Origin of the sequence: Pseudomonas frederiksbergensis, from assembly GCF_035751725.1 — a bacterium.
GTDB lineage: Bacteria > Pseudomonadota > Gammaproteobacteria > Pseudomonadales > Pseudomonadaceae > Aquipseudomonas > Aquipseudomonas frederiksbergensis_A.
In genome coordinates this window covers 4,432,035-4,450,730 of record NZ_CP142104.1, presented here as the reverse complement: position 1 = coordinate 4,450,730, position 18,696 = coordinate 4,432,035, and the positions used below count along the sequence as shown (strand labels likewise).

Below are 18,696 nucleotides of genomic sequence, written 5' to 3'. Positions count from 1 at the left end.
GCTCGTTTCAAGAACAGATGTCACGTCCGTTGGCTACCAAAAGATCGGTGAGCCGTTCGCAGAAGGAACGAATCACCTCCGGCTCCATGTCGGCCCGCAGGGTGATGCGGATCGCGGCCTTGTCTTGGGGGACCACCGGGAAAAATACCGCTGAAGTGAAATACCCCAGGTCGGCCAGCTCGACCGCCAGCCGGGTGGCCAGGGCTGCCTCACCGCAGCGCACCAGCCGGATCGCCATGGGGCTTGCATACTGTTCGGTGCGGATGAGGCTGTCGAAGAAGCGGATATTAGCCTGCAAGCGCTCTTGCAGGGCATGGAATTCTTGGCTGCGATGCAAGCGGATCGAGGCCATGCCTGCGCCAATAGCCGCCGAGTTGAGGCTCTGCGACCAATTGGTCGGGCCGCCGTAGCGTTGTACGAGCGTCTTGTGCCGTTCGTTGCCGAACATGGCCAGCCCACCGCTGGCCCCGAATGACTTGGCCAGCGAGGCAACGATCAGGATTCGCTCATCCACCGCGTGGATCCGCGAGCGCACCAGGCCCATGCCGCCAGTCCCGACGGTTGACAGGGCGTGGGAATCGTCCAGATAAAGAAACAGGCCATAACGCTGCTTGAGATACAGCAGGCTGTCCAGGTCCGCCATGCCACCCATGCTGTAGGCGCCGTCAGTCACGTAGGCCACGTTACCCCGGCGTTTGCACGCGTCCTCGAGAAAATCCATGTCGTTATGCGGGCAGGTAATGACCTCGGTTTCATCGGCGCACGCGGCCTTGAGATGGTTCATTGAGTAGTGGGCCTGCTTGTCGAACACCATCAGCGGCGGACGGTTGCCGGTTAGCGCGCCACTGGCCAACAGTGGCAGGATCCCCGCGCTCGCCGCGCTGCATGACAGCGCACTGAGGCAACTGGCACCGAACAGTTCCGACAGCTGGGTTTCGTATTGGTCCAGGATTGCCAGCCGGCTGCGGTTCTTCGAGTTGGCGACACGCAGGGTCCCGGTTTCCCATAGGGTCATCATGGCGCCGTCCAGCAAGGCGGGGTGATAATCCAGGCCCAGGTACGACGTGGTGCAGAAGTGATGCAAGGTACGACCATATTGGTCGACGAGGACGTTGGGCGACTGGACCTCGACATTCAATCCAGCAATTCTGCCGCTTTCGGCGTTCTGCCAATCCTGGTCGGCCAGGGAAATGATTTTGCGATAGTTATTGAAGTGCTGAGTGGGCTGGGCAATCTGATTCATGGCGTGAGTACATTCCTTGGTTGAGCGTTGCTGTCCGTGGGGGCTTGTGTTTCCAGACTTTACAGTCTGATCGGCGGGGCTTTGAATCGGCCGATTCCGGTGTGTTTGAGTGTTACTGGAGACTTCTGCGTAGGACCCTGCCCAGGGGCTTGGACGGGAAATCCGTCTGCCATGTCGGAGCTGCGCCCTGATCCCCGTGCCTGGGGCGTTTGCTATCTTCAGGCGTCTGGGTAACCATCTGTCGACACCCTGCGCTATCCTCATCACTACCGTGGGGTGTACGTCGGCTTCGCATGCCCTATTGGCGTCGTGAACGGGTGATGACCCGGTTCGCCCATTGCCTCATTATCCGGACGGCTTGCGCGCCATGGACATTCGATATTCCACGCCGTTGGCCAGTTACCTCGATCTGCTGCTCGACGCTGTATGCGCTGTCGATGCCCAGGGGCGCTTCGTGTTCGTCAGCGCCGCCTGCGAGCGTATTCTCGGCTACACCCCCCAAGAGCTGATTGGCCGGGCGATGATTGACCTGGTGCACCCCGCCGACCGTCAGCGAACCCTGGATGCCGCGCGAGAGGTCATGGAGGGCGAGCCCAAGCTCAATTTTGAGAATCGCTACCTGCGCAAGGACGGTGGGGTGGTGCATATCCTGTGGTCGGCGCGCTGGTCCGAGGCTGACCAACTGCGCATCGCCGTGGCCCGCGACATCACCGAGCGCAAGCAGGCGGAGTCCCGGCAGGCTGCGTTATATGCCATTTCCGAGGCGGCCCACGCCGCCGCCGATCTGCTGGCGTTGTTCAAGCGTATTCACTTCATTATTGGCGAATGGCTGCCGGCGCTGAATTTCTCGGTGGCGCTGTATGACGAGCAGTGCGAGCAACTCAACTTTGCCTATCACGTCGACGATCGGGAGCGACAGCCAGAGCTACCGGGCACGGCGGTCGGGCGCTTATGTGCCGAAGTGATACGCAGTGGACAGCCGATCCTGCTCACGCCCGGTTGCAGCGCGTCGCCCGTGGAGTTCTGCGATCTCGTGGCGAAACCCGATGCGCCTTGCTGGCTGGGCGTGCCGCTCAATTCCCAGAGCAGCACGATCGGCGCGTTGATCGTCAAGAGCGCCCCGGACAGCGAGCGCTATACGGAGCAGGACAAGGAACTGCTGCAATACGTCTGCGCCCAGATCACCCTGGCCATCGAGCGCCAGCAACTGCACGCCCGGCTCCAGCACATGGCGCAGTACGACCAACTGACCCAAGTGCCCAATCGCGAGTTGTTGCGCGATCGGTTCAAGGCCGCGCTTGCCGCGGCCCGCGTTGCATCCGGGCGGATGGCGTTGCTGTATATCGACCTGGACCGTTTCAAGCAGGTCAACGACACCTACGGTCACGGCGTCGGCGACATGCTGCTGCAAGCGGTCGCCAGTCGATTGAAGGGGTGCGTACGTGACACCGACACCGTTGCGCGCATCGGTGGCGATGAGTTCGTGGTGTTGCTCCACAGCATTCACAGTGTGGAAGACGCCGACAGGGTGCAAAAGAAAATCCGCCAGGCATTGTCTCAGCCGCTACGGCTGGACGGCCACTGCCTGAACATCGAGCCGAGCATCGGCGTGGCCTGTTTTCCCGACCACGGCACCGAGGACGTGACCCTGTTCCGCCACGCCGATGAGGCGATGTACGCAGCCAAGCGCCACAATCACCGGGCCTTCGGCATCTGAGTCCGCGTCACCGTTCGTCGTGGCGCCAGCGCTTTTTCCAAACCTTGAATCCCGGGCCATTTCAAATGAAATACGGGGTACGCGTGCCCAACATTCTTGCAATACGGAGGGCTGGATCATGCGCGGTTCGAGCAACATTTATCCGGGAAACATTGCCCACGATCGAACGAAGGTGTCCGAAGCGGGTCGCAAAAGTGGGAGAACCACCGTCGCGAGTGTCGATAAAAGTCCGCTGAAAGCCGAGATTGGCCGCAAGCCGGGTCGCACATCTCGCTGAATATCCGTGGTGGTTCTGATTTGCGCGGTGGAAAAACCATCGCATTTTCTTTCAGAGGAGGGCGTGACCATGAGCCGGATGGCCACCTTTTTACGCACCACCAGTGTTGTCATGCTGATGGGCCTGGGTGCCAACAGTGCGTGGGCCCAGTCACCTGTCGAGTTCATCAACGATGCGTCCGCCAAAGGCATGGCCGACATCGAAGCCAGCCGCGAGGCGCATTCGAAGGCGGAGTCACGGGAGGTCAAGGACTACACCATCATGGTGATCAACGACCGCACCACCGCCAACCAGCATCTGGCGAAAATCGCCAAGAAACTTGATTTGCCTGTCGCGCCACGGGAAGAAGTGGCGGACAAGGCAAAGACCCTGATGCCACAGGTGGCGGAGGGTGAGTCATTTGAAGCGGCCTATGCCGCCAGCCAGGTCAAGGCCACTGAGGAAGCCATCGAGCAGATCCAGCAACAGGCCCAGACCACCAATGTGCCGGAGATCAAGGCGTTCGCTGACGAAACGCTGCCCAAGCTGCAAACCCATCTCGAGATGGCCAGGGCGTTGCAGGCCAGCCGCTGATCCACCGCACCCGTTTCATGTTCAGGACCGGGGCGCCAGCGTCCCGGCCCGTTTTGCCCGCCGAAAAGGAGAACCTCGATGTCTACACGCCGAGAACCCAACCAATACGCGATGCAGAATCCGCTGACCCAGTATCCGCGTCCGGAATTTCCCGACCAGCCACAGTCACCGCCGGGCATTGACCAGGACATGGTGCCGCAACCCGATCATGGCGAAAAAAGCTACCAGGGTTTCGGTCGCCTGGAGGGGCGCAAGGCGCTGATTACCGGCGGTGACTCAGGGATCGGTCGCGCCGCTGCCATCGCCTACGCCCGGGAAGGCGCGGATGTGGCGATCAATTATTTGCCCAGCGAGGAGCGCGATGCACAGCAAGTCATCGAGCTGATCAAGGCCGAGGGCCGCAAGGCCGTCGCTATTCCAGGTGACTTGAAGGATGAGGCGTTCTGCGTCCAGATGGTGAAGATGGCGCAGCAGCAACTGGATGGCCTGGATATCCTGGTGAATGTCGCCGGTAAGCAGGAAGCGCAAAAAGACATTGCCGATATCACCACCGCGCAATTCGACGACACCATGAAAACCAACATCTACGCGATGTTCTGGATCTGCAAGGCCGCGGTGCCGCTGATGCCGGCGGGAGCGACCATTATCAATACCGCGTCCATCCAGTCCTACGATCCGTCCGCGACGCTGCTGGACTACGCCACCACCAAAGCGGCGATCGTGGCGTTTACCAAGGCGTTGGCCGGGCAAGTCATCAGCAAGGGGATTCGTGTCAATGCGGTCGCGCCGGGGCCGATCTGGACCGTGCTGCAACCCAGCGGCGGACAACCCAGGGAAAAAATTCCCACGTTCGGTTCCCAGGTGCCGATGAAACGTCCGGGACAGCCCGCCGAATGCGCGCCGCTTTATGTGCTGCTCGCTTCGCAGGAATCGAGTTATATCACTGGGGAAGTATTTGGTGTGACGGGCGGCAACCCGTTGCCCTGATGACCGAAAGAGTGCGCGAGTGGCATGCACCGCTCGCGCATCGGCATCAGCACTGGTTCAGGTCGATCTTGTTCTTCGCCTCAACGCCATCAAGGCTCTTGGCCTCGTCCTTGCCCATGTCCTGATACTGCTTGCGCAGCGCTTCAAGTTGCTTGAGGTCCAGCGACTCGAGGCCGAGCATTGCGTTCTGAGCGTCCTTCGAGGCCCGCAACAATTCGTCCACTTTCAAATGCAGGATATCGGTATCGCGGTTTTGCGTATTTTGGATCAAGAACACCATCAGGAAGGTGATGATGGTGGTCGAAGTGTTGATGATCAATTGCCAGGTGTCATTGAAACCAAATAAAGGTCCGCTGGCAGCCCAGAGCGCCAACAACACAATGGCCCCCAGGAAAGTCTTGGGGCTCCCCGCCCAGAGGGATAGTTTTTGAGCGATTTTGGCGAACGTCATTGCTGTGTTCCTTTTTGGGATGCACCTGTCTGGTGTGACAGCAACGCGTCGGCGAAAATTCTACTTACATTTCAACCGTAAAGCGTCTCCTCGACGTTCATCGTCCCGCACGACGACAGTCGCAACCAATGTCATTCTCGCGGGTCACTCCTGAAAGCCCTCAGCATCGGAGTACGTCATGAATATTGCCCGCACCTTTTGCCTCGCCTGCTGCCTGTTCGCCCTGCAAGGCTGCTTCGACAATTCGGATAACGAGACCAAGGACAACACCGACGGCACCAAGTCTTCGGTGCAGATGCAGGAGTCCAAGTCGCAGAGCAAGTAAGTGATCGAACCTGTGGGAGTGAGTTTGCTCCCACAGGTTCGCGTTTCTTCATGGAACGCTCATCGCCCTTGTTGCAACACCTTGAGCGCCGCCGACGCCAGGAAGCCGGAGCGGCTCTTCTCTTCAGGATGGTGCAGCACATATTCATCGATACGGTTCAGCAGGTAGCCGGGCAGGGTGATGTTGAGCTTCTGGGCCTTGCCCAGGTACTTGGTAATATCGATGTCTACCAAGGCCCATGTGCAACCGGCGTATTGCGGATTGGCCGCATGCAGGGTGACGGTGTTGGCCGATGGAATCGGCGAACCGTCCTCAGCCAGGATCTCGAAATGACCCTCGATCGCCTCCCGTGCCATCGCCATGGCTTCATCCAGGTCGTCGCCTGCGGAAAAACAACCGGGAATATCCGGCACCTCAACACCCCAAGCGTGCTGGTCATCGCCCATTGAAATCGCAATTGGGTAGAGCATTCAATCGTCCTCCGGAAAAGCGGGGCAACCGGGCGCCTGGAGAAGGGCCTGTTGCAAGATACTGATGGCCGTTTTCTTGAGCAGGTCCTTCTTGGGATGAGGAACCGTAACCAGCCCCGGTTTGGTCGGGTGTTTGAAGTGATGGTGGCTACCCCGAATCCGCACCAGGTACCACCCATCTGCAACAATTTGGCTTATCAAGAATCGGCTATTCACAACACCTCCCTGTGGTGTTGTTGGTGGGTACTATACCTACTGCGCGCGAATGATCAACACTATAACCACCGTGGGCGACGGTTGGGGCGGGTGGATCTCTCGCTTGAAGTCTAGAAGCGCCGTTATGGAAGGGGCGGGAGAGGGCGGTTGGCTTTATTGCGAAATGTGAGGTGGGACGCCAGTACAGTTGCGTGGCGAGGCAGCTTGCTCCCGTTCGGCTGCCCGGCGACGTCTGAAATTGGAGCGGTTTCAGGAAACCAGGGGAGAAAAAAAAACGGTCACTACGGACCGGCTATTGAAGGGGGCTGCGGACTCTATGAATCGCTTCAGCGGCTATCGCAGCCTACGATTGCTGCACAAACGTCAGCCGCACCGCAAAACCGATCAGCAGGCTCCCAAACAACCACTGTTGCGCGCGCTGGGCCGAAGGCGAGCGTTGGAGCCATCGCCCCAGTGCCATACCCACCAATGCATAGGCGCTGTCGAACAGCAGGCCGACGCCGACCAGCACCACGCCGAGTATCGCAAACTGCCCCAACACCGGTCCGTCCTGCGGATCGATGAACTGCGGCAGCAACACTGAGCAAAACAGCAAGGCCTTGGGATTGAGCAGATTGGTCAGCAGACCGCGCTGGATCGCCTGATGCCATTGCCGCTTCCCTATCGCAGCGGCGTCTCCTTCGAAGCTGGGCAACAAGGTCGTCCGCAAGCATTGAAACCCGATCCAGGCCAGATAAGCCGCCCCGGCCAGGCGCACTACGTCGAAGGTCCAGGGCGCCGTCTTGAACAACACCGAAAGTCCCATCGCTGCCAGCGCGACGTGACACGCCCGGGCAACGCCCAAGCCCACCGCTGTCGCCAGTGCCGCGCCTTTGCCCTGACGGGCGCCGGTTTGCAGCACCAGGATCATGTCCGGCCCAGGCAACAGGTACGCCACCGTCAACGCCATGAAAAACAACCAGAGCTCTGTCATTGCATGCCTGCGCATTCAGTGGATTGGAAGTGCCAGTTTATGGCCGGAGGGCAGGGCAGGTGCTTGCGTAGTCAGCTTCTAAAGCTTCAGGAATTGGCATAACCTGCCAAGTAATCGAGTCAATAAAACGGATAATGCCAAATCATGAAACTTGACGCCTTCGACCGCAAAATCCTGACGGCACTGCAACGGGACGGGCGGCTGAGCAACGTGCAACTGGCCGAAGAAATAGGCTTGTCACCGTCACCGTGCCTGCGCCGTGTGCGGATGCTCGAAGAGGCGGGGGTGATCCGAGGTTACCAGGCCGTCCTTGACCGCGACGAAGTGGGCCTCGGAATGACGATCTTTGTCGGCATCAAGGTCGAACGGCACACCGACGAGCGAGCCGAGGCGTTTCGTCAGGCCGTGACCGCGCTGCCCGAAGTGATCTCGGCGTTCCTGGTGTCGGGTGAGTCGGATTTTCTGCTGCAAGTCGTGGTGCCGGACTTGCGCGCCTATGACCGTTTTGTCACCAGCAAGCTGCTGAAGCTGCCGGGCGTAAGTGATATTCGCAGCAATTTTGCGATCAACACGGTGAAGGCGCCGGGGCCCTTGCCGTTGGGGCATCTGGCGGGGGAGTGAGGCGGTTTTCTATCGTACGCAACGTGCTGTTTTTACCTACAAGCCAAACGGGAATCACCCGCTATCCATAACCGCGCCTATAGGAAATAGTGCTCCGCAGACGCGCTAGATGGCTGGCAATGAGCGATTGAAGTGGGCTGGTTCTCCCGGCATCGCAGAACAAGAAGCTCAGGGCAGTGGCTTAACCCTTAAAAGGAGGATGGATGTTCCAGAACGACCGCGATAATTTGGAACTCGAAGTTCAAGACCCAGCATGAGCCGCAGCCTCGGAGGAGAAAGAGACGTGTCCATACCTCGTGATTATCAAGCGAGCTTCGAGCAACGGCATCAAGAGGTGGAAGCGTTAGCCGAAGAGATGAGACGCCCGGCTCCGACTACAATCCGGGTTACGTTGCTGCCGTTCAGCATCGGTGCTGCCTTCGCCCTGATCGTGTTTACCGTGGTCGCTTTTGTCGCAAAGCAGGTCTGATTCTCTTTGTCACTGCGATAAAAACCTGGCCATCATCGATTTCCAGGTACTTGGTGTAACCGTCAGCGACAGAAACTCCACAAATCCCAGACCAAAAAAAACCGGCCACCAAGAGCCGGTTTTTTCAATCCTCCGTCGAAACCACTACGACGCAGGATCAGAATTCGATTGGAGCGGGTGAAGGGAATCGAACCCTCGTTATCAGCTTGGGAAGCTGGAGTAATGCCATTATACGACACCCGCTCAGAGCGGCTGACTTTGTACCAGATGTCGCTTGGAATTTGAAGTTTTTCTTTCCGGTCGGTCAGGTCATCCGTCTGCGCGAGCCTCAAACCAGAGCGGTCTTCGCGGGCAAGCCTGTTTGTCGGAGGCTTGTCCGCGATGACTTCTTTTCAGATCGCCACTGCATGGTAATCCTGCACGTAGCTGTAACGCGGTCGGCTAGCGTGGTGACTTGGCTTGAGGAAACCCAGCAACGCGTCACGGCTGTCGCGGCAGGCGGCCTTGTGTTCCATGTCCAGGAAATGCCCGGTGGCTTGCAGCGTGGTGAAGGTGCTGTGCTGGACGTGATTGGCGAAGAGCCTGGCGTCAGTGGCTGAGGTGTACTCGTCCCATTCGCCGTTCAGGAACAGCACCGGAACGTCGACCTTCTTGGCGGCATTGATGTAGCACTGCTGGTCGCTGTGGAGCACGTCGTTGATGTGAAAGTGCATCTGCCCGTATTCATGCTCGGCCAGGCTGCTGACGTGGCGATAGTTGAAGCGCTTGAACAGCGGCGGCAGGTGCTTGCCGATGGTGTTGTTGACCAGGTGCCCGACAAGGTCGCCGTCCAGGCTGCTCAGGTAATCCACACCGCGCTCCAGATAGTCGCGCATCGGTGCGTTGAGTACCGGTGAGAACGAGCTGATCACGGCTTTTTCGATGCGCCGCGGGCGTTGGGCCAATGCCGTCAACGTGGCGGCACCGCCCCATGAAAAGGACAACACGTGTTCGGCGGCGAAGTGGTCGATCAGCTCCAGGAGAATCTGCCCTTCGATTTCCTTCGTCAGCATTTTCTCGTGGCGGTTATGGGCCTTGGACTTGCCCGCGTAGGGCTGGTCGTACAGCACGACGTTGAATTGCGGGTAGAGGTTCTTGGCGGTCTGGGCAAACGACGCGGTAGTGGCCATCGAGCCGTTGACCAAAATGATGGTCTTTTGCGCGGCGTCTGCGCGATAGAACTCCGTGTAAACCCGATACTGACCCTGTATATCCAGCACAGCGATTTCTGGCCTCATGTCATAAGACTCCTGGCAAGCGGGTATGCGCGCAATGAGATTGCACGGGCAATGTGACAGGTAGGCATACGCCTGGAAGATAAGGCCCATGTCGATCCATGACAGTGGTCGACGGGTATTGTTATGGCGGGCAGTTTGCCGGGGGGATGACGCGGAACCTGGGGGTTCCAGCCGGCAAAAAGTTTCTTAGAGGTATGAGGTGACTCATCGGTCACATTTCGGCCGACGGTTTGATTCAAGCAGGGGGGCGAGCGTTGCGCAAGTGCTCTTTGAAAATTGTCGGACACTTCTGCCCAGCGGTCATTTCCTTCAAATCAGGCAGATTTCTTCAGCGCTCAAGGCGCGATACCCACCGGGCTCCAGATGGGAGTCTAGCACCAGCGGCCCCATGCGTTCGCGATGCAGGCGCAGCACCTTGTTGTTGAAGTGACCGAACATGCGCTTGACCTGGTGATACCGACCTTCAACGATACTCAATCGCGCGGACTTCGGGCCCAGCAGCGTCAGTTCCGCCGGCTGCGTGGTCAGGTCCTCGAAAGCGAAATACAGGCCCCGGGCAAAGGTGAGCGCGTACTCGGCAGTAATGGTCTGCTCGGTCTCGACGTAGTAGACCTTCGGCAGCTTGGTCTGCGGCTGGGTCAGGCGTCGCGACCAACTGCCGTCGTTGGTGATCACCATCAGCCCGGTGGTATTGAAGTCCAGGCGGCCGGCGATGTGCAGGTCGTCCTTGTCCGGTTCGTCCAGCAGGTCGAGCACGGTTCGGTGCTGCGGATCGCGTGTGGCGCTGACGCAACCGGGCGGCTTGTGCAACATGAAATACCGCGCCGGTCGGCCTGCTTGCAAGATTTCCCCGTCCACTTCGACGCGGCTGAATTCCCGCACCTGCGCTTGTGGGTCAGTGACGGTCTGGCCATCGATCTGCACCCGACGCGCCACCAGCAGCAGGCGGACCTGCTGGCGATTGAAGCGCGGCAGGTTACTGAGGAAACGGTCGACACGCATGGGCAGTTCAGGCCAGGAGGCGGGGGGGGGGAATCTTACGCGATCGGTTGCGCATTGGCGCGCAATTGGTCATCGACCTGTGCACATCGGGGGCACAGGCAGGATTTATCGCGCAATTCGGTCGGCAATGCCAAAAGCACAGCCGGGTCGATGCTGACGCCGTAGCACCAGCAGGCGCGGTCGGCGGTCTCCGGATCGGCGAGGGTGCAGTCGTTGGCGCCGCCGCAGGCCGGGCAATGATCGGGTTTATTCATAACTGGAGTGAGGCATTTCCACGCAGGTTCGGTTGCTGCCGGTCTGTCGGGCACGTCGCAGCGCATGATCGGCCCGGGACAACAGGCTATGCAAGGTGTCTTCGTCCTGCAAGGTGGTCAGGCCGATGCTGACGGTGACCTGCAATTGCTTTCCGCTGCAAAAATAGCGCTGCAACGCGATGTGCTCGCGAATTTTCTCAGCGATCTTCTGGCCGTTCTGCCCGTCGGTGTCCTTGAGTAGCAGGGCGAAGGCGTCAGTGCCCCAGCGACACACGATGTCCGAATGCCGCAAGGTGTCGGTCAGGTCGCGAGCGAAACCACTCAATAACTGGTCGCTGGCGACGTGGCCGTGGCTGGCATCCAGTTGTTTGAAATTGTCCACTTCCAGCAGCAACGCGCTCAAAGGCTTGGGCTCGCGCTGGGCTTCATGCAGCGCTTGCACCGCCAGGAGGTCGAAGCCCCGGCGGTTGGGCAGTTCGGTCAAGCCATCCAGGATGGCTTGGGCGTCGATGCGGCGCTGGAAATTGGCGATCAGCCGATAAAGCACGACGAGCACCGCCACCGTGACGAGCAGGCCGATCAGCAAGTTGAAGTACAACGCCTTCACAATGTTGTCCTTGAGCGACGTGTTGGCGGCGTAATAAGCCAACAGCGAAGTCAGCAGGAAGGCGGCACCCAGCAAAATGGCGAGCATCAGCACCGGTGAGCGCTGGGCATGCAACGGCGAACGAAGCGACATGGCGATTCCCCAGGAGTGACCCGATGGAATCAAGTCTAGTGGCCTTGCGGGAAAAGATATTCGGATTTGCAGGTTTGCATGATTGTAGGCGAGGGGGATTGTCCCCTCGCCGCAGATTGCTGTTCACTGACGGGTCGTCAGGTAGGCCCGCCACCCGCCTAAATGGCTGATGTCTTCTGCGCCGTCCAGGCCATACGGCTCGCAGATGAAGCCGCTTTCCCAGCGCCCGTCGGCCAGTTGCACCTTGCCCAACCCAAGCGGTGCGGGAATACCGGTCAGGAACGAGCCCAATTCGCTGCTTGGCAGTTCCCAGACTTCAACTTCGATCGCCACGCCCCCCTCGCCAACGCGCAGCATGCCGGGGCGCAGTGGTGGGCCGCCGGCCAAGGCATAGAGGCGGTAATCCGGCGAGCTATGGGTCGCCTCGATCAGCCGGGCGCCGCGTTGCTTGAGTTGCCAGTTCAATGCCAACCCCTCCAGGTGCGCGCCGCACACCACCAGCCGTGCCCGATCATGGCGGGCCGGATGGGCGGGTGTCGGTAAGTCAGGCAGTTGTTGGCGCTGCAAGGCGTCCGCCACACCCAGCAGGTACTGATCGGTGAAGGCTCGGCCGAACAGCGTCACGCCCCAAGGCAAACCGTTGGCCATGAAGGCGCTGGGCACGGCGACGGCGGCGTAGTCCAGCAGGTTCATGAAGTTGGTGTAGTAACCCAGTTCCGCATTGCGCAGCAGTGGTTCGGCCGCGATTTCGGCGAGGGTCACCGGGCGTCCAATGGTCGGGGTGAGCACGCAATCGAGTGTTTCCATCATTCGGTCGCACTGGGCCTTGAGCGCTTGCAAACGGTACTGGGCGCGAAAGGTATCCACGCCGGTCACGGTAGACGCTTTCGCCAATACGGCGCGGATCACCGGCAGTACCGCATTGGCGTCGCGCTCGATCAACTCCCCGGCGACGCTGTAGCGCTCGGCAACCCAAGGCCCCTCGTAGAGCAAGCGCGCGGCTTCGAGGAAGGGCGACAAATCCAGCTCGACGGCTTCGCCGCCCAGGCGTTCGAGGCGCTCGATGGTGTCGCGGAACAACCGTGGGCCTTCGTCGCAACCGAAAAATTCCAGGTCTTGCCGACGAGGCACGCCGAAGCGAAAGCGTCGGGGCGCGCCGAACGCCGAGCTGTCGTTCCATTGCGGATTGCGGCGGCTGTATTCGTCGCGCGGGTCGAGGCGCGCGGTCAATGCCAACAGTTGGCTGGCTTCGCGCGCCGTCGCAGTGAATGTGGTCACGCAATCCAGCGTCCGGCAAGCCGGCACCACGCCTGCGGTGGAGATCAAGCCTTTGGTGGCCTTCAGGCCGACCAGGTTGTTCAGCGCCGCAGGCACCCGGCCTGAGCCTGCGGTGTCGGTGCCCAGCGCAAAACTTGCCACGCCCAGGGCCACCGCCAGCGGCGAGCCGGCACTCGAACCACCGGCCGGATAGTCCGCCAACACGCTGTTGCGACAGGCACCGTAAGGGGTACGGGTGCCGTTGAGCCCGGTGGCGAATTGGTCGAGGTTGGTCTTGCCCAAGGGAATGGCGCCCAGTGCCAACAACTGCTCGACCACCGTGGCCGAACATTGCGGCACGTAGGCAAACGCCGGGCAGGCGGCGGTGGTGGGAATGCCGGCCAGGTCGATGTTGTCCTTGATGGCGAACGGCACGCCGTACAACGGCAGGCTCTCCAGGTCGCGGCTTTCCAATGCCGTTAGATAGGGCTCCAGTTCCTCGGGGGACAGCAGATGGATGAACAGGTGATAGTCCGGGTCGAGTGCGGCGGCCTTTTCCCGCAGGGCCAGCAGCAACCGGCGCGGTGTCGTTTCGCCTTTGCGGTAGGCGTCGCGCAGGTTGTCCAGGCGCAGAGAGATTTTCATCGCGTTAATCCTTTGATTGAGTTCATTCACGTTCCAGCACCACGACACGCTGTCCGGCGCGCACCGCCGAACCGGGTTGGACGCGTACTTCGCGTACCACGCCGGCCATTGGCGCAAGCACCGGGATCTCCATTTTCATGGACTCCAGAATCACCAGTACGTCACCGGCGGCGACCTGCGCACCGACTTGCACCTGGACTTGCCAGAGATTGCCGGCGATGTGGCTCTCGACGCTCAGTTGGCCCTCGCCCAGCAATGCCTCTTCGCTCGGTACGGGGGCCGGCTCCTCGCTGTCGAAATGCGCCTGGCCGCTGGCAATCCAGCGCTCGCGCTCGGCATTGAAGGCCTGTTGTTGCTGTTGGCGGAACGCGCCGATGCTGTCCGCTTCCCGGGCAAGGAAATGTTGGTAGTCAGCAAGGTTGAGTTGGCTGTGCTCGATCTGCAGGTCGAAGCGGCCCAGCGGGAAATCCCGGCGGATACGCAACAGTTCATCGGCACTGACCGGGTAGAAGCGGATCTGATCGAAGAACCGCAGCAGCCAGGGTTTGCCATCAAACGCGGCAACCTCCCGATAACGATTCCACATCTGCAACGTGCGCCCGACGAACTGATAGCCGCCGGGGCCTTCCATGCCGTATACGCACATATAGGCGCCACCGATGCCCACCGAATTTTCCGCAGTCCAGGTCCGGGCCGGGTTGTATTTGGTGGTAACCAGTCGATGGCGCGGGTCCAGCGGGGTAGCGACCGGTGCGCCGAGGTAGACGTCGCCCAGGCCCATCACCAGATAGCTGGCGTCGAACACGGTGTGTTGCACTTCGTAGAGGTTGGGCAGGTCGTTGATGCGGCGGATGAACTCCAGGTTGCTGGGGCACCACGGAGCGTCCTTGCGCACCGTGGTCATGTATTTTTCGATGGCCAGTTGGCAGGCCGGGTCATCCCAGGACAGCGGCAGATGGACGATGCGCGACGGCACTTGCAGGTCTTGCGCGGCGCACACGGCGTCCCATTCGCCAGCGACGATCACCAGCAGATCGGCCAGCGACAGTTGCTCAGGCTGGTAATGAATTTGCAGCGAGCGGATGCCCGGCGTCAGGTCGATCACACCGTGCAGGTGTTTTTGTTCCAGTGCCTGCATCAAGGCGTGGGCGCGGAAGCGCAGCACCAGGTTGAGTTCAGGGGCGCCGATTTCCAGCAGTAGATGAGTGTCGCCAGATAATCTTGCCACCAGGCGGGTATCGTCCTGGCCGATATCCAGTACCACCGGCGACAACAACGTTTGTGTATCCCCACACTCCGTGGCGAGGGAGTCGGTTACCAGTGATCGCGCGGTCGAGATATCCACCGGCACAAACCTCACCTTGTCCCCAGCCTTGAGCTGCCCCAACTGCCAGAGGTCCGCCTCAATCACCGTCACCGGGCAGACAAAACCGCCCAGGCTCGGGCCGTCGGGGCCGAGGATGACGGGCATGTCGCCGGTGAAATCCACGGCGCCGATGGCATACGGGTTGTCGTGGATATTGGAGGGATGCAGGCCCGCTTCGCCGCCGTCGGCACGTACCCATTCGGGTTTCGGCCCGATCAGTCGCACGCCGGTTCGACTGGAGTTGAAATGCACCTCCCATGACGTTTCGAAAAACGTCTGGATGTAGCGTTCGGTGAAATATTCCGGCGCGCCATGGGGGCCGTAGATCACGCGGATCTGCCGCACGGCTGGCAATGACAGGGGCGGCTCGTTCACTGTCGGGAACGCGGCGCGCTCATCCAGCGCAGCCAGGTGCAGCACATCGCCGGTGCACAGCGCGCGTCCGCCATGGCCGCCGAATTGGCCGAGGGTGAAGGTGCTTTTGCTGCCGAGGTAGTCCGGCACTTGCAAGCCACCCTGCAGGCACAAATAGCTGCGTGCCCCGGCGCCGCTGATGGTGCCCAGGGCCAGCGTTGCCCCGGCGGTGATCGAGAACGGGGTATTCATCGGCACCGCTTCGCCGTCCAGGGCCAGGGCAATTTGCGCACCGGTCACCGCCACCCGGGCGTTGCAGTTGAAACGCAGCAACGGTCCGCTCATGGTGATTTCCAACGCCGCCGCACCTTCGTCATTGCCCAGCAGGCGGTTGCCCAAGCGAAGCGAGCGGCTGTCCATCGGCCCTGACGGCGGTACGCCCACGGCCCAATACCCGAGGCGGCCGGGGTAGTCCTGGACGCTGGTCTGGGTGCCGGGGCTGAGCACTTCGAACGTGTTGGCGCGGTAGGCCAGGGTCTCCAGGCAACGCGTCCAGGGCTGGCCGTTGGCGAAGGGCGCGTCGAGAAGAATCTGCTGCAGGTAGGTGCGGTTGGTTTCGACGCCGTATAGCAAGCTGTCTTCCAGCGCTTGGTGCAGGCCCAGGCGCGCCTGCTCGCGGGTCGGTGCCCAGCGAATGATCTTGGCGATCATCGGGTCGAAGTAGGGCGGGATCTGGCAACCAGCCTCCACCCACGTGTCGATGCGCAGCCCTTTGCCGTCGGCCTGTGGGAATTCCACGGCGGTGAGCAGGCCCGGGCTCGGCTGGAAATCCCGGCCCGGGTCCTCTGCATACAGGCGTGCCTGGATCGCGTGGCCGCAGGCTTTCAAACCCGGGCTCAGTTCGCTCAGCGGTGGCAGATCACCGGCGGCCAGTTGCACCATCCAGCGCACCAGGTCCACGCCCCATACCTGCTCGGTGACGCCGTGTTCCACTTGCAGGCGCGTGTTCACTTCCAGGAAATAGAAGCGCCCGGCGTCACTGTCGTAGACGAACTCCACGGTGCCCGCGCTGCGGTAGTCCACGGCCTGGGCCAGTTTGATCGCTGCTGCGCAGAGCTCCTCGGCCATGCCTTCGGGCAGGTTGGGCGCCGGGGTTTCCTCGATGACTTTCTGGTTGCGTCGTTGCACCGAGCAGTCACGCACGCCCAGGGCGATCACCTGGCCCTGGCCGTCGCCGAACACTTGCACCTCAAGGTGCCGCGCCCGTTCGATGTACTTTTCGATGAACACACCGGCGTCGCTGAAATTGTTCTGCCCCAGGCGCTTGACCGCTTCGAAGGATTCGCTCAATTCGGCGGCGCTGCGACACACCCGCATGCCGATCCCTCCACCGCCCGCCGTGCTTTTCAGCATCACCGGGTAACCGACCTGCGAACCTGCCTGCAACGCAGCGTCGAGGCTGTCGAGCAGTTCGGTGCCTTGGAGCATTGGCACGCCGTGCTGCCGCGCCAAGGCGCGTGCGGTGTGCTTGAGGCCGAACACGCGCAGTTGCTCTGGCGTCGGGCCGATGAAGGCGATCCCGGCCGCCTCGCAAGCTTGCGCGAAGGCGGCGTTTTCCGAGAGGAAGCCGTAGCCGGGATGAATTGCCGTCGCACCGCTGCTTTTGGCGATCGCCAGGAGCTTGTCCACCGCCAGGTAAGTGCCCGCTGCCGCGCCTTCGCCCAGGCAATGGGCTTCGTCGGCCTGGAGGATGTGCAGGCTGGCTTCGTCGGCTTGGGCGTACACCGCGACGCCTTGGACCTTCAACTCGCGCAAGGTCCGCAGGATGCGGCAAGCGATGGCGCCACGGTTGGCGATGAGGATTTTTTCGAACATGGCATTGCCCCCTCAGGCATGCGTGCCGCCTGAACTGGGATGCGGGCCGTCCCGCAGTTTTCGATGGCCAACGGGGTCGTCCCCGGCGGCAAACCTCCAAGCACCACACAACCTCTGTGGCAGAGCCTGTGCCGGTGGCGTTCATGCATTTATTTGAGGCACTGCCCCGAGCGGCTCTGGCACAACACGAACAGCCAGCGGCGCAGGCGCGTGAGTTTCAGTCCCATATCAAAAGCTCCGCTGGCGTGGGGTTGTAGGCATTGCACGGGTTGTTCAGTTGCGGGCAGTTGGAGATCAGGACGATCACGTCCATCTCGGCCCGCAGGTCGACGTATTTCCCCGGCGCCGAGATCCCGTCTTCAAAGGTCAGGCCGCCATCGGCGGTGACCGGCACGTTCATGAAGAAGTTGATGTTCGGCCCGATGTCGCCCTTGCCCAGCCGACCGTCGTGGGCGCAGGCCCGCAGATAGTTGTCGCGGCAGCTGTGCATGTGGCGCTTCTCCAGGGCGTAGCGCACGGTGTTGCTTTCCTGGGCGCAGGCGCCGCCGAGGGTGTCGTGGCGCCCGCAGGTGTCTTCGACGATGGTCAGCATCGGTCGGCCGAGGTTGGAATACAGCACGCTGCCGGTGCCCAGGTAAACGCTGTTCTGCCGACGCAAGGTGCGCTGCACGTCGTAGCGTTCCCTGGGATTGGCCAGGCTGTAGAACAGCGTATCGACCGCCTGGTTGCCTTCCAGGTCAAGGATGCGCAAGGTCTGGCCGGCCTTGACCTCGGTCAGCCAAGGTTCGCCGGCGGGAATCGTGGCGCGGTAGGCGGCGGTCTCGAGTTGCTTGTGTGCGGTGGCGATGGAAAGTGACATGGCGGCGATCCTCAGGCGAACAGGCGGTCGGTGTTGATGAAGCCGCGCTGGTTTTCCGGGCGCGATTGGCGGCAATGTTCGGCGACGCTGGGGTTGGCGTTCATCCAACTGAGCTTGAGCGGTTGCGGGGCGTATTGCGGATTCGGGTCCATCGGGTGCTGCAGCGCGGTCAGCACCACCAAGGTATCCATCGGCGCGTACAGCTCGATGTAGTCGCCGGCCTCGGAATTGCCTTCGACAAAGTTAAAGTGGCCGGCTTCGTCGACGTCGACACGGCTGAACAAGTTGAGGGTCATGAGTAGGTCGGACAGGCCCAGCCCCCATTTGCCCAGTTCCACCAGCAGGTTGTCGGTGCCGTTGCGGAAGAAACCGTTGCGCAGTTCCTGATAGCGGCCCTGACCATACTTTTCAGCGACTTCCTCGGCGCAGAGCACACCGCCAAAACTGTCGCTCCAACCACAGGTGTCAGCGGTGATTGCAGCGAGTACCCGGCCCATGTCCGAGTACAGGCAATGGCCGGCGGTGAGCTTGGCGGTGTGTTGGCACTTGAGGCTGTCCGGCAGGTTCAGGCGTTCGGTTTTTTCGTTGGCGTTGAGCAGCGTCAGGCTCACGTTGGCGCCGCCGCGCAGATCGGTCAGGCGCAGCAGTTGGCCGCGCTTGAGCACGAATGAGCGGTGGCCGCCACCGGGCAGCAGTTCTTCGGCGAAGGGGGGAAACAACTGGATCGAATCGGTCATGGAAAATCT

The 18,696-nt window shown here is 61.1% G+C and carries 18 protein-coding genes, 1 tRNA gene and 1 pseudogene; 6 read left to right on the top strand and 14 right to left on the bottom strand.

The window, feature by feature from the left end; all coding sequences use genetic code 11:
• Window positions 1-7: 7 nt before the first annotated feature.
• A complete protein-coding gene (locus VQ575_RS19775; protein WP_325918271.1) occupies window positions 8-1,243 on the bottom strand; it encodes an aminotransferase class I/II-fold pyridoxal phosphate-dependent enzyme in 1,236 nt (411 codons plus the stop codon).
• Window positions 1,244-1,610: 367 nt separating this feature from the next.
• Between VQ575_RS19775 and VQ575_RS19770 the strand changes: the two genes are divergently transcribed.
• The 3 genes from VQ575_RS19770 (at window position 1,611) to VQ575_RS19755 (ending at window position 4,797) form a co-directional block, all read left to right on the top strand.
• A complete protein-coding gene (locus VQ575_RS19770; RefSeq protein WP_045155297.1) occupies window positions 1,611-2,960 on the top strand; it encodes a sensor domain-containing protein in 1,350 nt (449 codons plus the stop codon).
• A 346-nt stretch (window positions 2,961-3,306) separates the two neighbouring features.
• Window positions 3,307-3,810 carry a DUF4142 domain-containing protein gene (locus VQ575_RS19760; protein WP_039593283.1) on the top strand — a complete coding sequence of 168 codons (504 nt, stop codon included), beginning with the start codon at window positions 3,307-3,309 and terminating at the stop codon, window positions 3,808-3,810.
• A 78-nt stretch (window positions 3,811-3,888) separates the two neighbouring features.
• Window positions 3,889-4,797, top strand: coding sequence for an SDR family oxidoreductase (locus tag VQ575_RS19755; RefSeq protein ID WP_039593284.1), 909 nt, complete (start codon window positions 3,889-3,891; stop codon window positions 4,795-4,797).
• Between the two features lie 46 nt (window positions 4,798-4,843).
• Here the strand turns inward: VQ575_RS19755 and VQ575_RS19750 are convergent, their stop codons facing one another.
• Window positions 4,844-5,248 (bottom strand): low affinity iron permease family protein, encoded by a 405-nt coding sequence (locus VQ575_RS19750; protein ID WP_039593285.1) that lies wholly within the window; start codon window positions 5,246-5,248, stop codon window positions 4,844-4,846.
• A 178-nt stretch (window positions 5,249-5,426) separates the two neighbouring features.
• Between VQ575_RS19750 and VQ575_RS19745 the strand changes: the two genes are divergently transcribed.
• Complete coding sequence (locus tag VQ575_RS19745; protein WP_196304752.1) at window positions 5,427-5,573, top strand: hypothetical protein; 147 nt, start codon at window positions 5,427-5,429, stop codon at window positions 5,571-5,573.
• A 59-nt stretch (window positions 5,574-5,632) separates the two neighbouring features.
• Here the strand turns inward: VQ575_RS19745 and VQ575_RS19740 are convergent, their stop codons facing one another.
• The 3 genes from VQ575_RS19740 to VQ575_RS19730 form a co-directional block, all read right to left on the bottom strand.
• A complete protein-coding gene (locus VQ575_RS19740; protein WP_039593286.1) occupies window positions 5,633-6,043 on the bottom strand; it encodes a type II toxin-antitoxin system HicB family antitoxin in 411 nt (136 codons plus the stop codon).
• Window positions 6,044-6,259 (bottom strand): type II toxin-antitoxin system HicA family toxin, encoded by a 216-nt coding sequence (locus VQ575_RS19735; RefSeq protein ID WP_039593287.1) that lies wholly within the window; start codon window positions 6,257-6,259, stop codon window positions 6,044-6,046.
• Window positions 6,260-6,602: 343 nt separating this feature from the next.
• Window positions 6,603-7,232, bottom strand: a complete 630-nt coding sequence (locus VQ575_RS19730; RefSeq protein WP_039593288.1) for a LysE family translocator — start codon at window positions 7,230-7,232, stop codon at window positions 6,603-6,605.
• A 144-nt stretch (window positions 7,233-7,376) separates the two neighbouring features.
• Here VQ575_RS19730 and VQ575_RS19725 point away from each other — a divergent pair, with 144 nt between their 5' ends.
• Both VQ575_RS19725 and VQ575_RS19720 read left to right on the top strand, forming a co-directional pair.
• Entirely contained in the window at window positions 7,377-7,853 is a 477-nt protein-coding gene (locus VQ575_RS19725; RefSeq protein ID WP_039593289.1) for an Lrp/AsnC family transcriptional regulator, read from the top strand.
• A gap of 253 nt (window positions 7,854-8,106) precedes the next feature.
• Window positions 8,107-8,322, top strand: a complete 216-nt coding sequence (locus tag VQ575_RS19720) for a hypothetical protein (RefSeq protein WP_152668462.1) — start codon at window positions 8,107-8,109, stop codon at window positions 8,320-8,322.
• 169 nt (window positions 8,323-8,491) lie between these two features.
• Here VQ575_RS19720 and VQ575_RS19715 read toward each other — a convergent pair.
• From VQ575_RS19715 to VQ575_RS19675, 9 genes and pseudogenes are all read right to left on the bottom strand, one after another.
• Window positions 8,492-8,565 (bottom strand) — tRNA-Gly (locus VQ575_RS19715).
• A gap of 149 nt (window positions 8,566-8,714) precedes the next feature.
• On the bottom strand, window positions 8,715-9,599 hold the full coding sequence (locus VQ575_RS19710; RefSeq protein ID WP_039593291.1) for an alpha/beta fold hydrolase: 885 nt from the start codon (window positions 9,597-9,599) through the stop codon (window positions 8,715-8,717).
• 309 nt (window positions 9,600-9,908) lie between these two features.
• On the bottom strand, window positions 9,909-10,601 hold the full coding sequence (locus VQ575_RS19705) for a pseudouridine synthase (protein ID WP_039593292.1): 693 nt from the start codon (window positions 10,599-10,601) through the stop codon (window positions 9,909-9,911).
• A gap of 35 nt (window positions 10,602-10,636) precedes the next feature.
• A complete protein-coding gene (locus tag VQ575_RS19700) occupies window positions 10,637-10,855 on the bottom strand; it encodes a cysteine-rich CWC family protein (protein ID WP_039593293.1) in 219 nt (72 codons plus the stop codon).
• Window positions 10,848-11,465: pseudogene (locus VQ575_RS19695) on the bottom strand (GGDEF domain-containing protein); the annotation flags it as partial. The pseudogene VQ575_RS19695 and the gene VQ575_RS19700, both read right to left, overlap by 8 nt.
• 252 nt (window positions 11,466-11,717) lie before the next feature.
• The gene (atzF, locus tag VQ575_RS19690; RefSeq protein WP_039593295.1) at window positions 11,718-13,496 is read right to left on the bottom strand and encodes an allophanate hydrolase; all 1,779 of its coding nucleotides are present in this window, start codon (window positions 13,494-13,496) and stop codon (window positions 11,718-11,720) included.
• A 22-nt stretch (window positions 13,497-13,518) separates the two neighbouring features.
• Complete coding sequence (gene uca, locus VQ575_RS19685; protein ID WP_325918269.1) at window positions 13,519-17,091, bottom strand: urea carboxylase; 3,573 nt, start codon at window positions 17,089-17,091, stop codon at window positions 13,519-13,521.
• A gap of 217 nt (window positions 17,092-17,308) precedes the next feature.
• Complete coding sequence (locus VQ575_RS19680) at window positions 17,309-17,950, bottom strand: urea amidolyase associated protein UAAP2 (protein WP_039593297.1); 642 nt, start codon at window positions 17,948-17,950, stop codon at window positions 17,309-17,311.
• 11 nt (window positions 17,951-17,961) lie between these two features.
• Complete coding sequence (locus VQ575_RS19675) at window positions 17,962-18,687, bottom strand: urea amidolyase associated protein UAAP1 (RefSeq protein WP_039593298.1); 726 nt, start codon at window positions 18,685-18,687, stop codon at window positions 17,962-17,964.
• Between the last annotated feature and the right edge of the window lie 9 nt (window positions 18,688-18,696).